Source organism: Kitasatospora sp. NPDC087861, from assembly GCF_044742585.1.
Taxonomy (GTDB): domain Bacteria; phylum Actinomycetota; class Actinomycetes; order Streptomycetales; family Streptomycetaceae; genus Kitasatospora.
Genome location: NZ_JBIUUS010000029.1, coordinates 1 through 14,481 on the forward strand (window position 1 = coordinate 1; position 14,481 = coordinate 14,481).

Genomic DNA, 14,481 nt, shown 5'->3' on the forward strand with positions numbered 1-14,481 from the left:
GCGGCGCTGCCGGCGGTGGTGTCGGTGACGGACCAGTCGGGTGAGGCCCGGTACCCCTCGTTCAAGGGGATCATGGCGGCGAAGAAGAAGCCGGTTCAGTCGCTGGACCTGGACGACCTGGGGATCGAGGCCGACGAGGTCGGTCTGGCGGGTGCGTGGACGGCGGTGGAGTCGGTGGCGGCGCGTCCGGCGCGTACCGCGGGCACCGTCGTCAAGGACGAGGGCGAGGGCGGCAAGCAGCTCGCCGGCTTCCTCGCCGACCAGAAGTTCATCTAGTCCCACCCGTTCGCGCATCCAACGATCGATCAGGAGCAACGAATCATGGCTGAGATCCTGGTTCTCGTGGACCACGCCGACGGTGTGGTCCGCAAGCCGGCCCTCGAACTGCTGACCCTGGCCCGCCGGATCGGTGAGCCGTCCGCGGTCGTGCTGGGCGCCGGCGCCGCCGCGGCCGACATCGCCGCGAAGGCCGCCGAGTACGGCGCGGCCAAGGTGTACGTCGCCGACGGCGCCGAGTACACCGACCAGCTGGTCGTCCCCAAGGTGGACGCCCTCACCCAGATCGCCAAGGCCAACGACGCCGCGGCCGTCCTCCTCACCTCCTCCGGCGAGGGCAAGGAGATCGCCGCCCGCGTCGCGCTGCGCCTGGGCTCCGGCATCATCACCGACGCGATCGACCTGGAGGCCGGTGACGGTGGTCCGGTCGCCACGCAGTCGGTGTTCGCCGCGTCCTTCCAGGTGAAGTCGAAGGTCACGAAGGGCGCACCGGTCATCACCGTCAAGCCGAACGCCGTCGCCCCCGAGGCCGCGGCGGCCGCCGGTGCGGTGGAGAACGTGGCGGTGGAGTTCACCGGGAACGCGGCCAAGGTCACCTCGCGTACCCCGCGGGTCTCGACCGGTCGTCCGGAGCTGACCGAGGCCGCGATCGTGGTCTCCGGCGGCCGTGGCGTCGGCGAGGCGGCCGGCTTCGGTGTCGTCGAGGAGCTCGCGGACGCGCTGGGTGCGGCCGTCGGCGCCTCGCGTGCCGCCGTCGACGCGGGCTGGTACCCGCACAGCAACCAGGTCGGTCAGACCGGCAAGCAGGTTTCGCCGCAGCTGTACATCGCGGCGGGCATCTCGGGCGCCATCCAGCACCGGGCCGGCATGCAGACCTCGAAGACCATCGTGGCCGTCAACAAGGACCCCGAGGCCCCGATCTTCGAGCTGGTCGACTACGGCGTGGTCGGCGACCTCTTCGCCGTGCTGCCGCAGCTGACCTCCGAGGTGAAGGCCCGCAAGGGCTGATCCTCCCCGCGCGGAGCAGCGGAGGGCGTGGCACCGGGTACCCGGTGCCACGCCCTCCGACGTGTCCGGCGCCGCCAGGCGGGCGGTGGCGGTGGCGAGGCGTCGGCTGTGCGTGGGCCGGACGGGTGCGGCCCGTAGAGTCGGCGCGACAGCGTGAGACGAGGGCGAGGACGGAAGCATGGCACTGCTGACCGCACTTCAGGGCGACTACGGGGACGCGGCGGACGCGCTGCGGATCGACGGACGGGCGCTGTCCCGCGAGGAGCTGCTGGGCGCGGCGACCGCCGTCGCCGACCGAGTGGCCGGCGCCCCCGCGCTCGCGGTGCTCGCCCGGCCCACCGTCGAGACGGTCGTCGCCGTGGTCGGCGGTCTGCTGGCGGGCGTGCCCGTGGTGCCGCTGCCGCCCGACTCCGGGCCCAAGGAGCGCGAGCACATCCTGCGCGACTCGGGCGCGGCGCTGCTCGCGCATGCCGTGGGTGACGCCGGTTCAGGGGGCGTGCAGGGGCTTCCGGTCGACCCGGCGGAGCGCGCCGCGACCACGTACGCCGAGCCGGCGGCGGACGCCACCGGCTTCGTCCTCTACACCTCGGGCACCACCGGGGCGCCCAAGGGCGCGGTGATCCGGCGCGAGGCGATCGCCGCCGATCTGGAGGCGCTCGCCGCGGCCTGGCAGTGGACCGCCGAGGACACCCTCGTCCACGGCCTGCCGCTGTTCCACGTGCACGGCCTCCTGCTCGGCGTCCTCGGCGCCCTGCGCACCGGCAGCCGGCTCGTGCACACCGGGCGGCCCACCCCGGCGGGGTACGCGGCCGCGGGCGGCAGCCTGTACTTCGGCGTGCCGACCGTCTGGTCCCGGGTGGCGGCCGACCCCGAGGCGGCGCGGCGGCTGACCTCGGCCCGGCTGCTGGTCTCCGGCAGCGCGCCGCTGCCGGTACCGGTGTTCGAGAAGCTGGCGGCGCTCACCGGGCACGCCCCGATCGAGCGCTACGGGATGACCGAGTCGCTGATCACGGTCAGCACCCGGGCGGACGGCGAGCGTCGGCCGGGCAGCGTCGGCCTGCCACTGGACGGGGTGCGCACCCGGCTGGTCGGCGAGGACGGTGCGCCGGTGCCGTCCGACGGGGAGAGCGTCGGCGAACTGCAGATCGCCGGGCCGACCCTGTTCAGCGGATACCTCAACCGGCCCGACGCGGATGCCGAGGCCTGGACGGCGGACGGCTGGTTCCGCACCGGGGACGTCGCCGTGATCGGCGCGGACGGCTTCCACCGGATCGTCGGTCGCGCCTCCGTCGACCTGATCAAGAGCGGCGGCTACCGGATCGGCGCAGGCGAGGTGGAGGCCGCGCTGCGCGACCACCCCGCGGTCGCGGACGCTGCGGTGGTCGGCGCACCGGACGAGGACCTCGGGCAGGCGATCGTCGCGTACGTCGTCCCGGACGGCGCCGTGACGGGGGAACAGCTGACGGCTTTCGTGGCCGAGCGGCTCTCCGCGCACAAGCGGCCGCGCCGGGTCGTGCTGGTGCCCGAACTGCCCAGGAATGCCCTGGGAAAGGTGCTCAAGAAGCAGCTGCTGACGGAGGCCGGCGAGAAGAAGTGACGGTGCGTCTGGTGCCATGCGGGTGACGGGTTGTTCACCCTGATGCACCGTCAGCGCCGGGCGAACCCTCCTATTGGCGCACTCCGCTGCGCGCTGTGAGTGGACGCGTGCTTAACGTGACACGCAGGCAGAACTGAATCCCTGGGCGACATGCCGCGGCTTCCGGTCGCACGACCGGAGGCTGCGGCATGTCGGGCGGGGTCTGCCGATCCGTACGTGCCGATCCGTCGGGACGTACCGCGAGTCCGTAGCCGATTCCGCAGCCGTCACCGTGGCGGCAGTTCGCAGTAGTGAGGGAAGACAGCAGGATGACCACTGTCAACACCAGTGCGCCGGGTACCGCCGACGAACCGACCAGGCAGCACGCTGCCGTCACCGTCACCGTCACCGCCACCGACCAGCGGGCGGCCGCCGCCCGTCCCGTCCGTCCCTCCCGGGCCGCGCGGGTCCGGAGGGGGATCGGCATGGTGGCCGTGATCGTGGCCGGCGCGGGTGTGATCGGCCTCGGCACCAGCGTGGGCCCCGCGGCTGCCGAACCGGCACCGGCGCACGCCGGGTGGGACGGCTCGCGGTACTGGTTCAAGAACAGTCAGGGGCAGTGGCGCTGGACCACGCACTACAGCGTGTACGTGGCACGGACGGGGGGCGGATCCTCCTCCGCGACGTCCTCCACGACGAGCACGACGTCGAGCGGTGGGATCAAGCAGGGGTGGGACGGGTCGCGGTACTGGTTCAAGAACAGCAAGGGGGAGTGGCGCTGGACCACGCACTACGACGTGTACGTGGCGCGGACGGGGGACGGGTCGGCGGGGTCCTCCGCTGCCCCGTCCGGTTCGTCCTCGTCGGGGTCGTCCGCCGGCGCGGTGGCGGCGGACCGGAACGTCGAGAACGCCGTGCAGTTCGCGCTCAGCCAGCTGGGCAAGCCGTTCCGGACCGCGGGCAACGGGCCGGACGGGTACGACTGCTCGGGCCTGGTGCAGCAGGCGTTCCGGCGCGGCGGCATCAACCTGCCGCGGGTGGCCAACGACCAGTACGCGGCGACCACGCCGATCAACGCGAGCCAGCTGCGCCGGGGCGACCTGCTGTTCTGGTCCCCCGACGGCACCAAGCGGGGCATCCAGCACGTGGCGATCTACCTGGGCAACAACCAGTACGTCGAGGCGGCGCGGCCGGGGACGCTGATCCGGATCTCCAGGATCAGCAGCGGCTACTACCCGTCGTACATGGGGAGGCCTTAGGCGGGCGGTCGGGCTGGCTGTTGGGCAGGTGGCCGGGGGCGTCCGGGAGTTGTCGTCCCGGGTGTCCCCGGGCGGTGCTGCCGGGGGCGGTCGGTGGGTCGGTCCGCGGATCGCTCAGCGGGCCGGCCCGAGATCGCTCGGGCGGGGGAGCGCGCCACGGGCGCCGAGGGCGGTGACGGCGAACGCGCCGGCGGCCACGGCGGTGGCGGCCGCGTCGGGCAGGGACGTGCCGCGGGCGAGCTCGGCTGCGAGGGCGCCGCAGAAGACGTCGCCGGCGCCGGTGGTGTCGACCACCTGGACGGCGGGGGCGGGCAGCCGGGTCAGCCGTCCGTCGGCGGCGACCAGCGCGCCCTCGCCGCCGAGGGTGAGTACGGCGCCGTCGGCGCGGCGGGCGAGGGCTTGGGCGGCCTCCTCGACCGTGCGGGTGCCGGTCAGCTGGCGGGCCTCGACGGCGTTGGCGACGACCAGGGGGCGGCGTCCGGTCGGGCCGGTGTCGGGGAGCGCACCGGCGGGGGCGGCGTTGTGCACCCAGCGGGTGCCGTCGGCGGGCAGGGCGGCGGCGGTCGCGCGGATGCACTCCTCGGGGACCTCGCCGCTGGTGAGCAGCACATCGACGGGGAGCAGGCGCAGGCGGGCGAGTGCGGCGGTGACCTCTGCGGCGGTCAGGCGGGCGTTGGCGCCGGGGACGACGACGATGCTGTTCTCGCCGGCGGGGTCGACCATGACGATCGCCTGACCGGTGGGCGCGTCGGGGTGTGTGAGTACGGCGCCCGTCTCGACCTCCGCGCTGCGCAGATCGGTGAGCGCCGCCTCGCCGTCGGCGTCGGTGCCGACCTTCGCGACCAGGTGTGTCGCGGCCCCCATCCGCGCTGCTGCCACGGCCTGGTTCGCGCCCTTGCCGCCGAAGCCCCGGGCGGCGGCGGTGGCGAGGACGGTTTCGCCGGGGGCGGGGAGTACGGGGCAGCGGAGGATGCGGTCGGTGTTGACCGAGCCGATGACGACGACGCGACCGGCGGGGAGCAGCTTCATCGTCCATCTGTACGTGCTGGGGCGTGCACGGCGCAAGCAGGCGCTGGGGAGCGTTGGGGGCGCGAGAGGGGCGCGGGGAGGAATATGCAGACCGGTCTACTGAATTATGTCGACCGGTCTATAGATTACCGGGCGGAGTTTGTCGGTTGGTCGCCGCAGCCGGGCCGGTGGGGGCGATGGTGCCGCACGGGAAGTCGGACAGGTCGAACTCCTGTGCGTGAGGCATGAGGAGTGGGTGTAGCTTTCATGTAGACCGGTCTACATATTCTCCTGGGAAGGTGGCTGGCCTGGGCACATGCCCCTGTCAAGGGGCGGGCTGGGGCGCAACGGCGGGCGCGGTGGGGAGGCATGGGGAGCGGCGTGGCGCGGGTACCACCACGGGTAGCGCTGGTTCGGCCGACGGGGGCGCCGCCCGATGCGAACGGCATCGGGGCAAGTCGAGGGCAGGGGACGTTGTGATCGTCTGGGTCAATGGCACATTCGGGGCGGGCAAGAAGAGTGCCTGCCGCGAGCTGGTGGAACTGCTGCCCGGGAGCGTGCTCTTCGATCCCGAGCTGGTGGGCTTCGGTCTGCGTCGGATGCTCCCGTCCGACCGGCTGGCGACGGTGTCCGACTTCCAGGACCTGGCGGCCTGGCGCCGGCTCGTCCCCGAGACGGCGGCCGCGCTGCTCAGTGAGGTGGCGGGCCCGCTGGTGGTCCCGATGACCCTGCTCAGAGAGGACTACCGGGACGAGATCTTCGGCGACCTCGCCTCTCACGGCATAGCGGTGCACCACTTCGTCCTGGACCCAGAAGAAACGATCCTGCGTGACCGCATCGCTCGCCGCGACGAGTGCCCGGGCGATCCGGAGGCCAGCGAGCGGGTCCGCACGTGGTGCTTCGAGCACGTGGCCCGCTACCGGGCCGCCCGGCGCTGGCTGGTCGAGGACGCCCGGATGCTCGACACCAGCGAGCTCACCCCCCGCGAGACCGCCCACCGTATCGCCGAAATGGTCCGCGTCGGCGCCGCCCGCTGCCCGATCGTCCAGACCCCGGAACCGACCGGGGACACCGTGGCCTCCGCGGTCCTGTTCTTCGACGAGCAGGACCGCGTCCTCCTGGTCGATCCCGTCTACAAGCCCGACTGGGACTTTCCCGGAGGCGTGGTCGAGCGCGGCGAGGCCCCCACCGACGCGGCCCTGCGCGAGACCGCAGAGGAGTTGGGCCTGCGGCTCGACCCGTCCGGGCTGCGCCTGCTCGCCGTCGACTGGGAGCCGCGCACCGGCCCGCGCCGCGGCGGCCTGCGCCTGATGTACGACGGCGGCCAGTTGGACGCCGCCGCCCGGCAGAACCTGCTGCTCCAGGCGGAGGAACTGCGCAGTTGGCGCTTCGTCACCCTGGACGAGGCCGCCGACCTGCTGCCCCCGAGCCGCTACCTGCGCCTCGCCGCCGCCCTGGACGCCCGCCGCAGCGGCGAGTTGCGTTACCTGGAGGCGGGCCGCCGGGTCGCGCTCGGCCTGGCCAGCACGGCGGACGCCGCCTAGCCGCACCGATCGCAGAGATCGTTCTCACGCCCCCGAACCACTCCCGACCCCTGACCGCCGTGGGCGTTGGCCGGCCGGTCGGTCGGTGGGGGCGGGAGGATGGGGGCATGCCGTTCACACTGAGCCACCCCGCCGCCGTCCTCCCGCTGCTGCGTGCCGCCGGGGAACGCGGGCCGTTGGTCGCCTCGGCGCTGGTCGCCGGGTCGATGGCGCCCGACGTCCCGTTCTTCGCCGAGTCGCTGCTGCCCGGGGTGTACGGGCACGGCGGTCTGACGCACCGCTGGTGGGCCGTGCCGACGCTGGACGTGGCGATCGCGGGCGCGCTGGTGGTCGGCTGGCACGGCCTGCTGCGCGCGCCGCTGGTGGCGCTGCTGCCCGACCGGTGGGCGGGCGCCGCCGAGGCGCTGACGGTTCGGCGGCCCGCCGGTGGGGTGCTCGGTATGGGGGCACTTCGTACGGGGGCGGCCTGGTTCGCGGCGTCGGCGGCGATCGGTGCGGCCACCCACGTCGGCTGGGACGCGTTCACCCACGAGGGCCGGATCGGCGTCCGGCTGCTCCCGGTGCTGGACCGGCAGGTGGCCGGGACCCCGCTCTACTCCGCGCTGCAGTACGGCAGTTCGGCGCTCGCCCTGGCCGCTATGGCGGGTTGGGCGGCGCGCGCCGTACGGGCCGTCGAGCCGGTCCGCCCGGCCGTCGTCCTCGCGCCGCGGGCGCGTCGGGCCGCCGTCACGGCGCTGGGCGCGGCGACGGCGGCCGGGGTGCTGCACCGGCTGGTCCCGCTACGGCGGAACCTGATCCCGGAGTTCTGCTTCGGCACCGGGGCCGGGCTCGCGGTGGGCGCGGTCGGCTACGCGGTGGCGGCGACCGTCGCCCGCAGGCTCCGCGGCGGGCGTCCGGGATCGGGGCCGGGGACCACCACCGGCAGCCCCCGGCCCAACGCGCGTCAGACGGAGCGCAGTTCGGCGTAGCGGCGGAGGAACAGGGCCTCGGTGAGGGCCATCCGCTCCAGCTCCTGCGGGTCGACGCTCTCGTTGACCGCGTGGATCTGGGCGGTCGGCTCCTCGACGCCGATGAGCACGATCTCGGCCTTCGGGTAGAGCGAGCGCAGGGTGCTACAGAGCGGGATCGAGCCGCCCTGGCCGGACGTGACCATCGCGGTGCCGAAGGCCTCGGCCATGGCCTCGCCCATCGCCTCGTACGCCGGGCCGGTGGTGTCGGCGCTGAACGGGGCGCCGTTGCCCTGGCGCTCGATGGTCAGCCGGGTGCCGAGCGGGACCAGCGCCTCCAGGTGGGCGACCAGCGCGTCCTGGGCAGCCGCCGGGTCGCTGCCCGGCGGGACGCGCAGGCTGACCAGGGCCTTGGCGGACGCCTGGACGGAGGAGGTGGCGCCGATCACCGGCGGGGCGTCGATGCCGAGGACCGTGACGGAGGGGCGGGCCCAGAGGCGGTCGGCGATCGTACCGGTGCCGGTCAGGGCGACGCCGTCAAGCACCTTGGCGTCGGAGCGGAACTGCTCCTCGGGGTACTGGACGCCGGTCCAGGTCTGGTCGCCGGCCAACCCGGCCACCGCGACGTCGCCGTTCTCGTCGTGCAGCGAGGCGAGCATCCGGACCAGCGACTGCAGCGCGTCCGGGGCGGCGCCGCCGAACGCGCCGGAGTGCAGGTTGCCGGCCAGGGTGGTGACCGCGACCTCGACGATCGTCATGCCGCGCAGCGAGGCGGTCACGGTGGGCAGGCCGGGGGCGAAGTTACCGGTGTCGCCGATGATGATGGCGTCGGCGGCGAGCAGCTCGGGGTGGGCCTCGGCGTAGCGCTCCAGGCCGCCGGTGCCCTGCTCCTCCGAGCCCTCGACGATGATCTTCAGGCTGACCGGGTAGGCGTCGCCGTACGCCTGGCGCAGCGCCCGCAGGGCGGTCAGGTGCATCAGGATGTTGCCCTTGCAGTCGGCGGCGCCGCGCCCGTACCAGCGGCCGTCGCGCTCGGTCAGTTCGAAGGCGGGGCTGAGCCAGGCGTCCTCGTCGAGCGGGGGCTGGACGTCGTAGTGCGAGTAGAGCAGGACGGTCGGCGCGCCCTGGGGGCCGGGCAGTTCGGCGTAGACGGACTGGGTGCCGTCCGGGGTGTCCAGCAGCCGGACGTTGGTCAGGCCCTCGGCGGCGAAGGCGTCGGCGACCCAGCGGGCGGCCTTCTCGCACTCCTCGACCGGGAACTGGCGCGGGTCGGCGACCGAGGGGAAGGCGACCAGTTCGGCGAGGTCGGTGCGGGCACGGTCCATCAGGGACCGGACGGCGTCGGCCAGGGGCTGTGACATCGGGGCTCCGGGGGACGGGTCCGCCCGAGGGGTGGTGCGGGCGGAGGGGGTCGGTTGGGGTACCGCCGATCATAGGCGGAGTCGAACACGGCGGTCCGGCGGTTCGGCCCTGTGGTTCGGTCTGGCGTTCGGGGGCGGTGCGGCGACCGGCGGGACCGGCGGACGCATAGGATTGCTCGACGTGACTGACTCCGGAAGCTCCGATTCCCGCAGCCCACTCGACACCGAGGCCTCGCCGCTCGACGCCGAGGTGCCCGGACGGCCGTCAGGCCGGTCGTCGGGTCAGGCGTCAGGTCTGCCGTCAGGCGAGGCGGCCGAGGCGGTGTCCGAGGCGATGCCCCAGGCGGTGTCCGAGACCGCGGCCGAGGCTGAGACCGCGCCCGAGGACGAGACCGGGCTTGCGGCGGTGCCCGAGGCCGCGCCGCAGACCGACCGGGTGGCGTCCGACCCGCACGACGGTGTCTGGGACGTCGTGGTGGTCGGCGCCGGACCGGCCGGGGCCTCGGCCGCGCACGCCGCAGCCGTCCAGGGCCGCCGGGTGCTGCTCCTCGACAAGGCCGAGCACCCCCGCTACAAGACCTGCGGCGGAGGCATCATCGGCCCGTCCCGGGACAGCCTGCCGCCCGACTTCCGGCTGCCGCTGCAGGACCGCGTGCACGCCGTCACCTTCGCGTACGACGGGCGGTTCACCCGGACGCGTCGTTCCCGGCAGATGCTGTTCGGCCTGGTCAACCGGGACGAGTTCGACCTGCGCCTGGTCCAGGCGGCCAAGCAGGCCGGGGCGGTGCTGGTCACGGGAGTGACCGTCACCGGCGTCGAGCAGCGCGGCGGCGAGCACCGGACGGCGCTGGTGACGGCCACCGACGGGCGCACCTTCGAGGCGCGCGCGGTGGTCGGCGCGGACGGCAGCGCGAGCCGGATCGCCCGGCACGTCGGCGTCACCTTCGACCAGATCGACCTCGGCCTGGAGGCGGAGATCCCGGTGCCGCCGCAGGTCGCCGCGGACTGGTCCGGCCGGATCCACCTCGACTGGGGCCCGCTGCCCGGCAGTTACGGCTGGGTGTTCCCGAAGACCGAGTCGAGCAGCCTGACCGTCGGCGTCATCTCGGCACGCGGCGACGGGGAGCGGACCAAGCAGTATCTCGCCGACTACATCCGGCGGTTGGGCCTGTCCGGCTTCACCCCGAGCGTGGAGTCCGGGCACCTGACCCGTTGCCGGGCCGAGGACTCGCCGCTCTCCCGCGGCCGGGTCCTGGTCGCCGGGGACGCGGCCGGACTGCTGGAGCCGTGGACCCGTGAGGGCATCTCGTACGCGCTGCGCTCGGGCCGGCTGGCCGGCGAGTGGGCGGTGAAGGTCGCGGAGGCGGGCAAGGCGGCGGACGTGCGGCGCGAGGCGCTGAACTACGCGTTCGCCATCAAGGCCGGGCTGGGCGTGGAGATGCGCGCCGGCAAGCAGCTGCTGGGGGCCTTCGAGCGGCGCCCGTACCTGTTCCACGCGGCGGTCTGCCTGGTGCCGCCGGCCTGGCGGGCCTTCGCCCGAACCACCCAGGGGCACACCACCTTTGCCCAGGTGCTGCGGCAGTACCGCGCGGCCCGGAAGCTGGCGGCGATGGCGTCCCGCTGAGGGGGGGCCGTCCTGCGCGGGCGTTTCGCTGAGGGATGGCCTGCCCGGCGCGGGCGTTCCGCTGAGGGATGGCCTGCCCGGCGCGGGCGTCTCCGTCGTGCGGAGGCCGATGCGGGACGACGAGGGACGCAGGGACGACGTGGGCCGGCGCTCCGCTGCTCTGGAGCGCCGGCCGTCTCGCGTCACCGGTCCAACAGGCCGGTCTTCCCGGCTACTTGAGGCCGGAATCGAGGGCGTTGATGAGCGTGCCGGACGGGGTGTCGCCGGACATCTCCCAGATCATGCCGCCGAGCAGGTTCTTCGACTTGAGGTAGGCCGTCTTCTGAGCGATCGACCAGGTGTCGTCGAAGGTCCACCACTGGCCACCGGCTCCCGTGTAGCCGTACGTCGCAATGGACTTGGGGTCGTGGTAGACGGTGAGGTCGGGGACGCCGGTGATGAGGTTGTTGTAGCCGCGGGTACCGGCCTCCTCGGCGAACTGGCCGGGGGCGGCGCCGTTCGCGGACTGCCACACGCCGGAGGCGCCGCCGTCCGCCACGCCCTGCCAACCGCGCCCGTAGAACGGGAAGCCGATGGTGAGCTTGCGCGGGTTGACCCCGGCGCCGAGGTAGGCCTGGACCGCCGCGTCCACGCTGAAGTGGACGTTGTACGGGTCGTTCGGGTCGCTGTAGAGGTTGGCCTGCGGGCCGGTGCGGTTGGGCTCCCAGGAGTTGTCGCTGCCGGAACCGTGGAAGTCGTAGCCCTGGACGTTGGCGATGTCCAGCGAGCTGAAGATCTTCGTGAGGTCCCAGCCCGCGGCGACCTTCGCCGGGTCGGCCGGGGTGAAGGCGGTGAGCAACTTGTGCGAGCCGCCCAACGCGTCGAGCTGCTTGCGGAATTCGGCCAGCAGCAGGGTCAGATTGCCCTTGTCGTCGGTGCTCCAGTGGTTGCCGGCGTGGCCGTCGGCGGAGCCGGGCCACTCCCAGTCGAGGTCGATGCCGTCGAAGATCCCGGCCGCCACGCCGTCGCCGCCGGCACCGTTGTAGACCGGCAGATTGCCCTTGATCCAGGTCTCCACGCAGGACTTGACGAACTTCTGGCGGGAGGCGTCGGTGGCGGCGACGTCCGAGAAGTACTTGGAGTACGTCCAGCCGCCGAGCGAGACGACCACCTTCAGGTTCGGGTACTTGGCCTTGAGCTTCTTCAACTGGTTGAGGTTTCCGCGGAGTTTGCCCCAGCCGTCGTCGGCCACGCCGTCCACCGACTGGTCGGCGCTCATCGGGCGGGCGTAGTCGGCGTCGGCGTCACCGGCGCCGGTGCCCTGGTCCGGGTCCTGCGGGTTGGCGGTGGCGCCCTTGGTGACGCCCGCCAGGCAGGTCAGATTGACCGGATCGATGTTCTCGAAGGCGTAGTTGACGACGTCGAGCTTGGCCGCGCCGCCCGAGGTGTCGAGGTTCTTGACGAAGTACTGGCGGCCGTAGATGCCCCACTGGACGAAGTAGCCGACCCGGGCGTACTTTCCGGCGCCGACCAGGTCCGAAGTGGTGGCGGTGAGCGGTGAGGAGGCGGGCGAGGCGTTGTCGGCGGGGTCGCGGGCCTTCACGGTGAACGTGTAGGTGGTGGAGGGCGACAGGCTGCCGACGGTCGCGGTGAGGGTGCCGCCACCGACCGTCGTCACCAGCGTGCCGCCCTGGTAGACGTCGTACGCGGCGACCCGGACGTTGTCGGTCGCGGCGTTCCAGGTGAGCGTGACGTCCGACGAACTGACGGCTGTGGCTCGGAGGTTGGTCGGCGCGGTGGGCGGGGTGGTGTCCGTCGACGGGTCGAAGGTGGCGGCGGTGACGGGTGCGCTGAGCGGCCCGGTGTTGCCTCGACTGTCCTTGGCCCGAACGGTCAGGGTGTACGTCGTGGCCGGGGTGAGCCCGGTGACCAGGGTGCCGGCGGTGGTGCTGGAGGCGACCACGGTGCTGCCGTTCAGCACGTCGTAGGAGGCGACCGGGAAGTCGCCGCCGGTGGCGGCCGGCCAGGTGAGGGTGAGCGTGTGCGCGGTGGACTCGGTGACCACCGGGGTGCCCGGCGCCGATGGCGGGACGTCGGCGGTGCCGTCGCACTTGTCGCCGTTGATGCGGCAGTTGGTCGGCGTGGAGACCGGGCCGTTGCCGACGAACCAGAAGCTGTACGGCTCGGTGGTGCTGTGGGCGTTGACGGTGGCGTTGTAGAAGGCGTTGGTGGCGGTGACGTGCCGGCCGTTGACGGTGGCGGTGCCGTTGTAGCTGTTGCCGATGGTGACGCCGGCCGGCAGGTCGAACTCCAGGGTCCAGCCGGTCACGGCGGTGGCGCTGTCGTTGTGGACGATGTAGGTGCCCTGCCACCAGGAGCCGTTGTTGGCGGTGGTGAAGGTGGCGGTGAGCTTTCCGGTGGCGTTCGCCGGGGCTGCCAGCGCGGTGAGCGCGGCGAGGGGCAGGAGCAGGACGGGGAGCAGTGCCAGCAGTCTGCTGCGCACGCGTGGGCGTCTGGCCCGGGATCGAGCGGACATGGTTCTCCCTGTGACTGTGGGGGTTGAACAGGGCGACGTAGAACCGCGGGGCTTGGTGCGTGTGCGATGGGTGCCCGTGTTGTGGGGAGACGGGGCATGGGCACTGTAGGAGGACTGGACCAATGCGTCAACAGGTCTGTACCACTGGGGAGTTGGGGGGGGTAGGTCGGGGGTGGAGGCCCGGGTGGCGACTGGGGGTGGCGGCCGACGGGTGACAGATGACAACTTTCAGATTTCAGATAACAGAAGTTGAAATCTGTTATCTGTTATCTGTTCGCCCCCGCCAGCTCGTCCCCGAGCGGGCTGCGCAGGTACAGCACCGAGCGGCCGTGCCGGGCCCGGGTGACCAGGCCGGTGGCGGCGAGGACGGACAGGTGCTGGCTGACCGCGCCCGGGGTGACGCCCAGTCGGTAGGCGAGGTCGGTGGTGGAGGCGGGTTCGGCGAGCAGGGTCAGCAGCCGGGCCTTCGGTCCGCCGACCAGTGCCGCCAGGGCCTGCGGCGGCACCGGCGTACCCGCGCCGGCCATGCCCGCCTGGCCGCGGGCCGGGTAACTGATCTGCGGCGCCCGGTCGTTGCTGATCATGGTGATCGCGCCGCGGGCGAAGAAGGTCGGGATGAGCACGAGGCCGCGTCCGTCCACGGCGGTCTCGGCGTCCCAGTCCGTCCATCGCCGGTTGATCGACAGGACGCCGTCCTCCCAGCGCAGTCGGTGGTCCAGGTCGGCGAAGAGGGCCGCCGCGCCGTGCTGGGAGAGCAACCGGGCCCGGTAGACCAGGTCGGCGTCCAGGACCGCACGGGCCTGCGGCCACCAGGAGGGCGCGAGGCAGACCTCCCAGTACTCCTCCAGCGCGTCGGCGATCCGCTGCAGCAGTCGCGCCGGGTCCGCCAGCCCTGCGGCGAGCGCGGCGGGCATCGGCCGACCGTGCGGCAGGAAGGTCTGCTCCAGTTCGGGGCGCAGCTGCTCCGGCGGCAGCGCGCGGACGGTGGCCAGCTCGGTGCGGAAGTCGGCGGCCGGGGTGGCCGGGCGGGGTGTCAGGAAGTCGGGGATCCAGCGGTTTCCGGCGATGAGCGACAGCAACAGCGTGGAGTCCAGCCGTTCGAAGGCGGGCCGGAGCCGTTCGAAGGCCGGAGTCTGGAGCGAGTAGACGCCCGGGTGGGTCCACATGCGCAGGCTGAGCGAGGCCTCCTGGATCGGGGAGACGGCGAACCAGGTGGTGGCGAGGTCGGCCAGGCCGAGCGTGAAGCGGTGCACGGGGTGCTCTCCTGCCGCGCCGTACGTGGACGCGGGCACGGTGGGGGCGGATGGATTTAGCCAGAGCCTAAAGGAGTACCTGGCCCGGGCCGGCAGGCGGTGTGATCGGG

11 protein-coding genes are annotated in these 14,481 nt (G+C 73.1%); 7 read left to right on the top strand and 4 right to left on the bottom strand.

The window, feature by feature from the left end; translation table 11 throughout:
• The 4 genes from ACIOJE_RS31245 to ACIOJE_RS31260 all read left to right on the top strand — a co-directional run.
• Positions 1 to 276, top strand: a 276-nt coding sequence (locus ACIOJE_RS31245; protein ID WP_400780796.1) for an electron transfer flavoprotein subunit beta/FixA family protein, incomplete at its 5' end; no start/stop codon positions are given.
• Positions 277 to 321: 45 nt separating this feature from the next.
• Complete coding sequence (locus ACIOJE_RS31250) at positions 322 to 1,284, top strand: electron transfer flavoprotein subunit alpha/FixB family protein (RefSeq protein WP_400676391.1); 963 nt, start codon at positions 322 to 324, stop codon at positions 1,282 to 1,284.
• 178 nt (positions 1,285 to 1,462) lie between these two features.
• Positions 1,463 to 2,881 carry an acyl-CoA synthetase gene (locus ACIOJE_RS31255; RefSeq protein WP_280685239.1) on the top strand — a complete coding sequence of 473 codons (1,419 nt, stop codon included), beginning with the start codon at positions 1,463 to 1,465 and terminating at the stop codon, positions 2,879 to 2,881.
• A 308-nt stretch (positions 2,882 to 3,189) separates the two neighbouring features.
• Positions 3,190 to 4,119 carry a C40 family peptidase gene (locus ACIOJE_RS31260; protein ID WP_400780799.1) on the top strand — a complete coding sequence of 310 codons (930 nt, stop codon included), beginning with the start codon at positions 3,190 to 3,192 and terminating at the stop codon, positions 4,117 to 4,119.
• 114 nt (positions 4,120 to 4,233) lie between these two features.
• On the opposite strand, the gene ACIOJE_RS31265 is transcribed toward ACIOJE_RS31260, so the two are convergent.
• Positions 4,234 to 5,148 (bottom strand): ribokinase, encoded by a 915-nt coding sequence (locus tag ACIOJE_RS31265; protein WP_400780802.1) that lies wholly within the window; start codon positions 5,146 to 5,148, stop codon positions 4,234 to 4,236.
• Between the two features lie 455 nt (positions 5,149 to 5,603).
• On the opposite strand from ACIOJE_RS31265, the gene ACIOJE_RS31270 reads away from it, so the two are divergent.
• Positions 5,604 to 6,671, top strand: a complete 1,068-nt coding sequence (locus ACIOJE_RS31270) for an NUDIX domain-containing protein (protein WP_400780805.1) — start codon at positions 5,604 to 5,606, stop codon at positions 6,669 to 6,671.
• A gap of 107 nt (positions 6,672 to 6,778) precedes the next feature.
• On the top strand, positions 6,779 to 7,639 hold the full coding sequence (locus tag ACIOJE_RS31275) for a DUF4184 family protein (RefSeq protein WP_400780807.1): 861 nt from the start codon (positions 6,779 to 6,781) through the stop codon (positions 7,637 to 7,639).
• Here ACIOJE_RS31275 and ACIOJE_RS31280 read toward each other — a convergent pair.
• Positions 7,615 to 8,979 carry a dipeptidase gene (locus ACIOJE_RS31280; RefSeq protein WP_400780810.1) on the bottom strand — a complete coding sequence of 455 codons (1,365 nt, stop codon included), beginning with the start codon at positions 8,977 to 8,979 and terminating at the stop codon, positions 7,615 to 7,617. The genes ACIOJE_RS31275 and ACIOJE_RS31280 overlap by 25 nt on opposite strands.
• A 334-nt stretch (positions 8,980 to 9,313) precedes the next feature.
• On the opposite strand from ACIOJE_RS31280, the gene ACIOJE_RS31285 reads away from it, so the two are divergent.
• The gene (locus ACIOJE_RS31285) at positions 9,314 to 10,603 is read left to right on the top strand and encodes a geranylgeranyl reductase family protein (protein ID WP_400780915.1); all 1,290 of its coding nucleotides are present in this window, start codon (positions 9,314 to 9,316) and stop codon (positions 10,601 to 10,603) included.
• A gap of 211 nt (positions 10,604 to 10,814) precedes the next feature.
• Here ACIOJE_RS31285 and ACIOJE_RS31290 read toward each other — a convergent pair whose 3' ends face one another.
• Positions 10,815 to 13,118, bottom strand: a complete 2,304-nt coding sequence (locus tag ACIOJE_RS31290; RefSeq protein WP_400780813.1) for a glycosyl hydrolase family 18 protein — start codon at positions 13,116 to 13,118, stop codon at positions 10,815 to 10,817.
• Between the two features lie 266 nt (positions 13,119 to 13,384).
• Complete coding sequence (locus ACIOJE_RS31295) at positions 13,385 to 14,371, bottom strand: helix-turn-helix domain-containing protein (RefSeq protein ID WP_280685247.1); 987 nt, start codon at positions 14,369 to 14,371, stop codon at positions 13,385 to 13,387.
• Positions 14,372 to 14,481 lie beyond the last annotated feature (110 nt).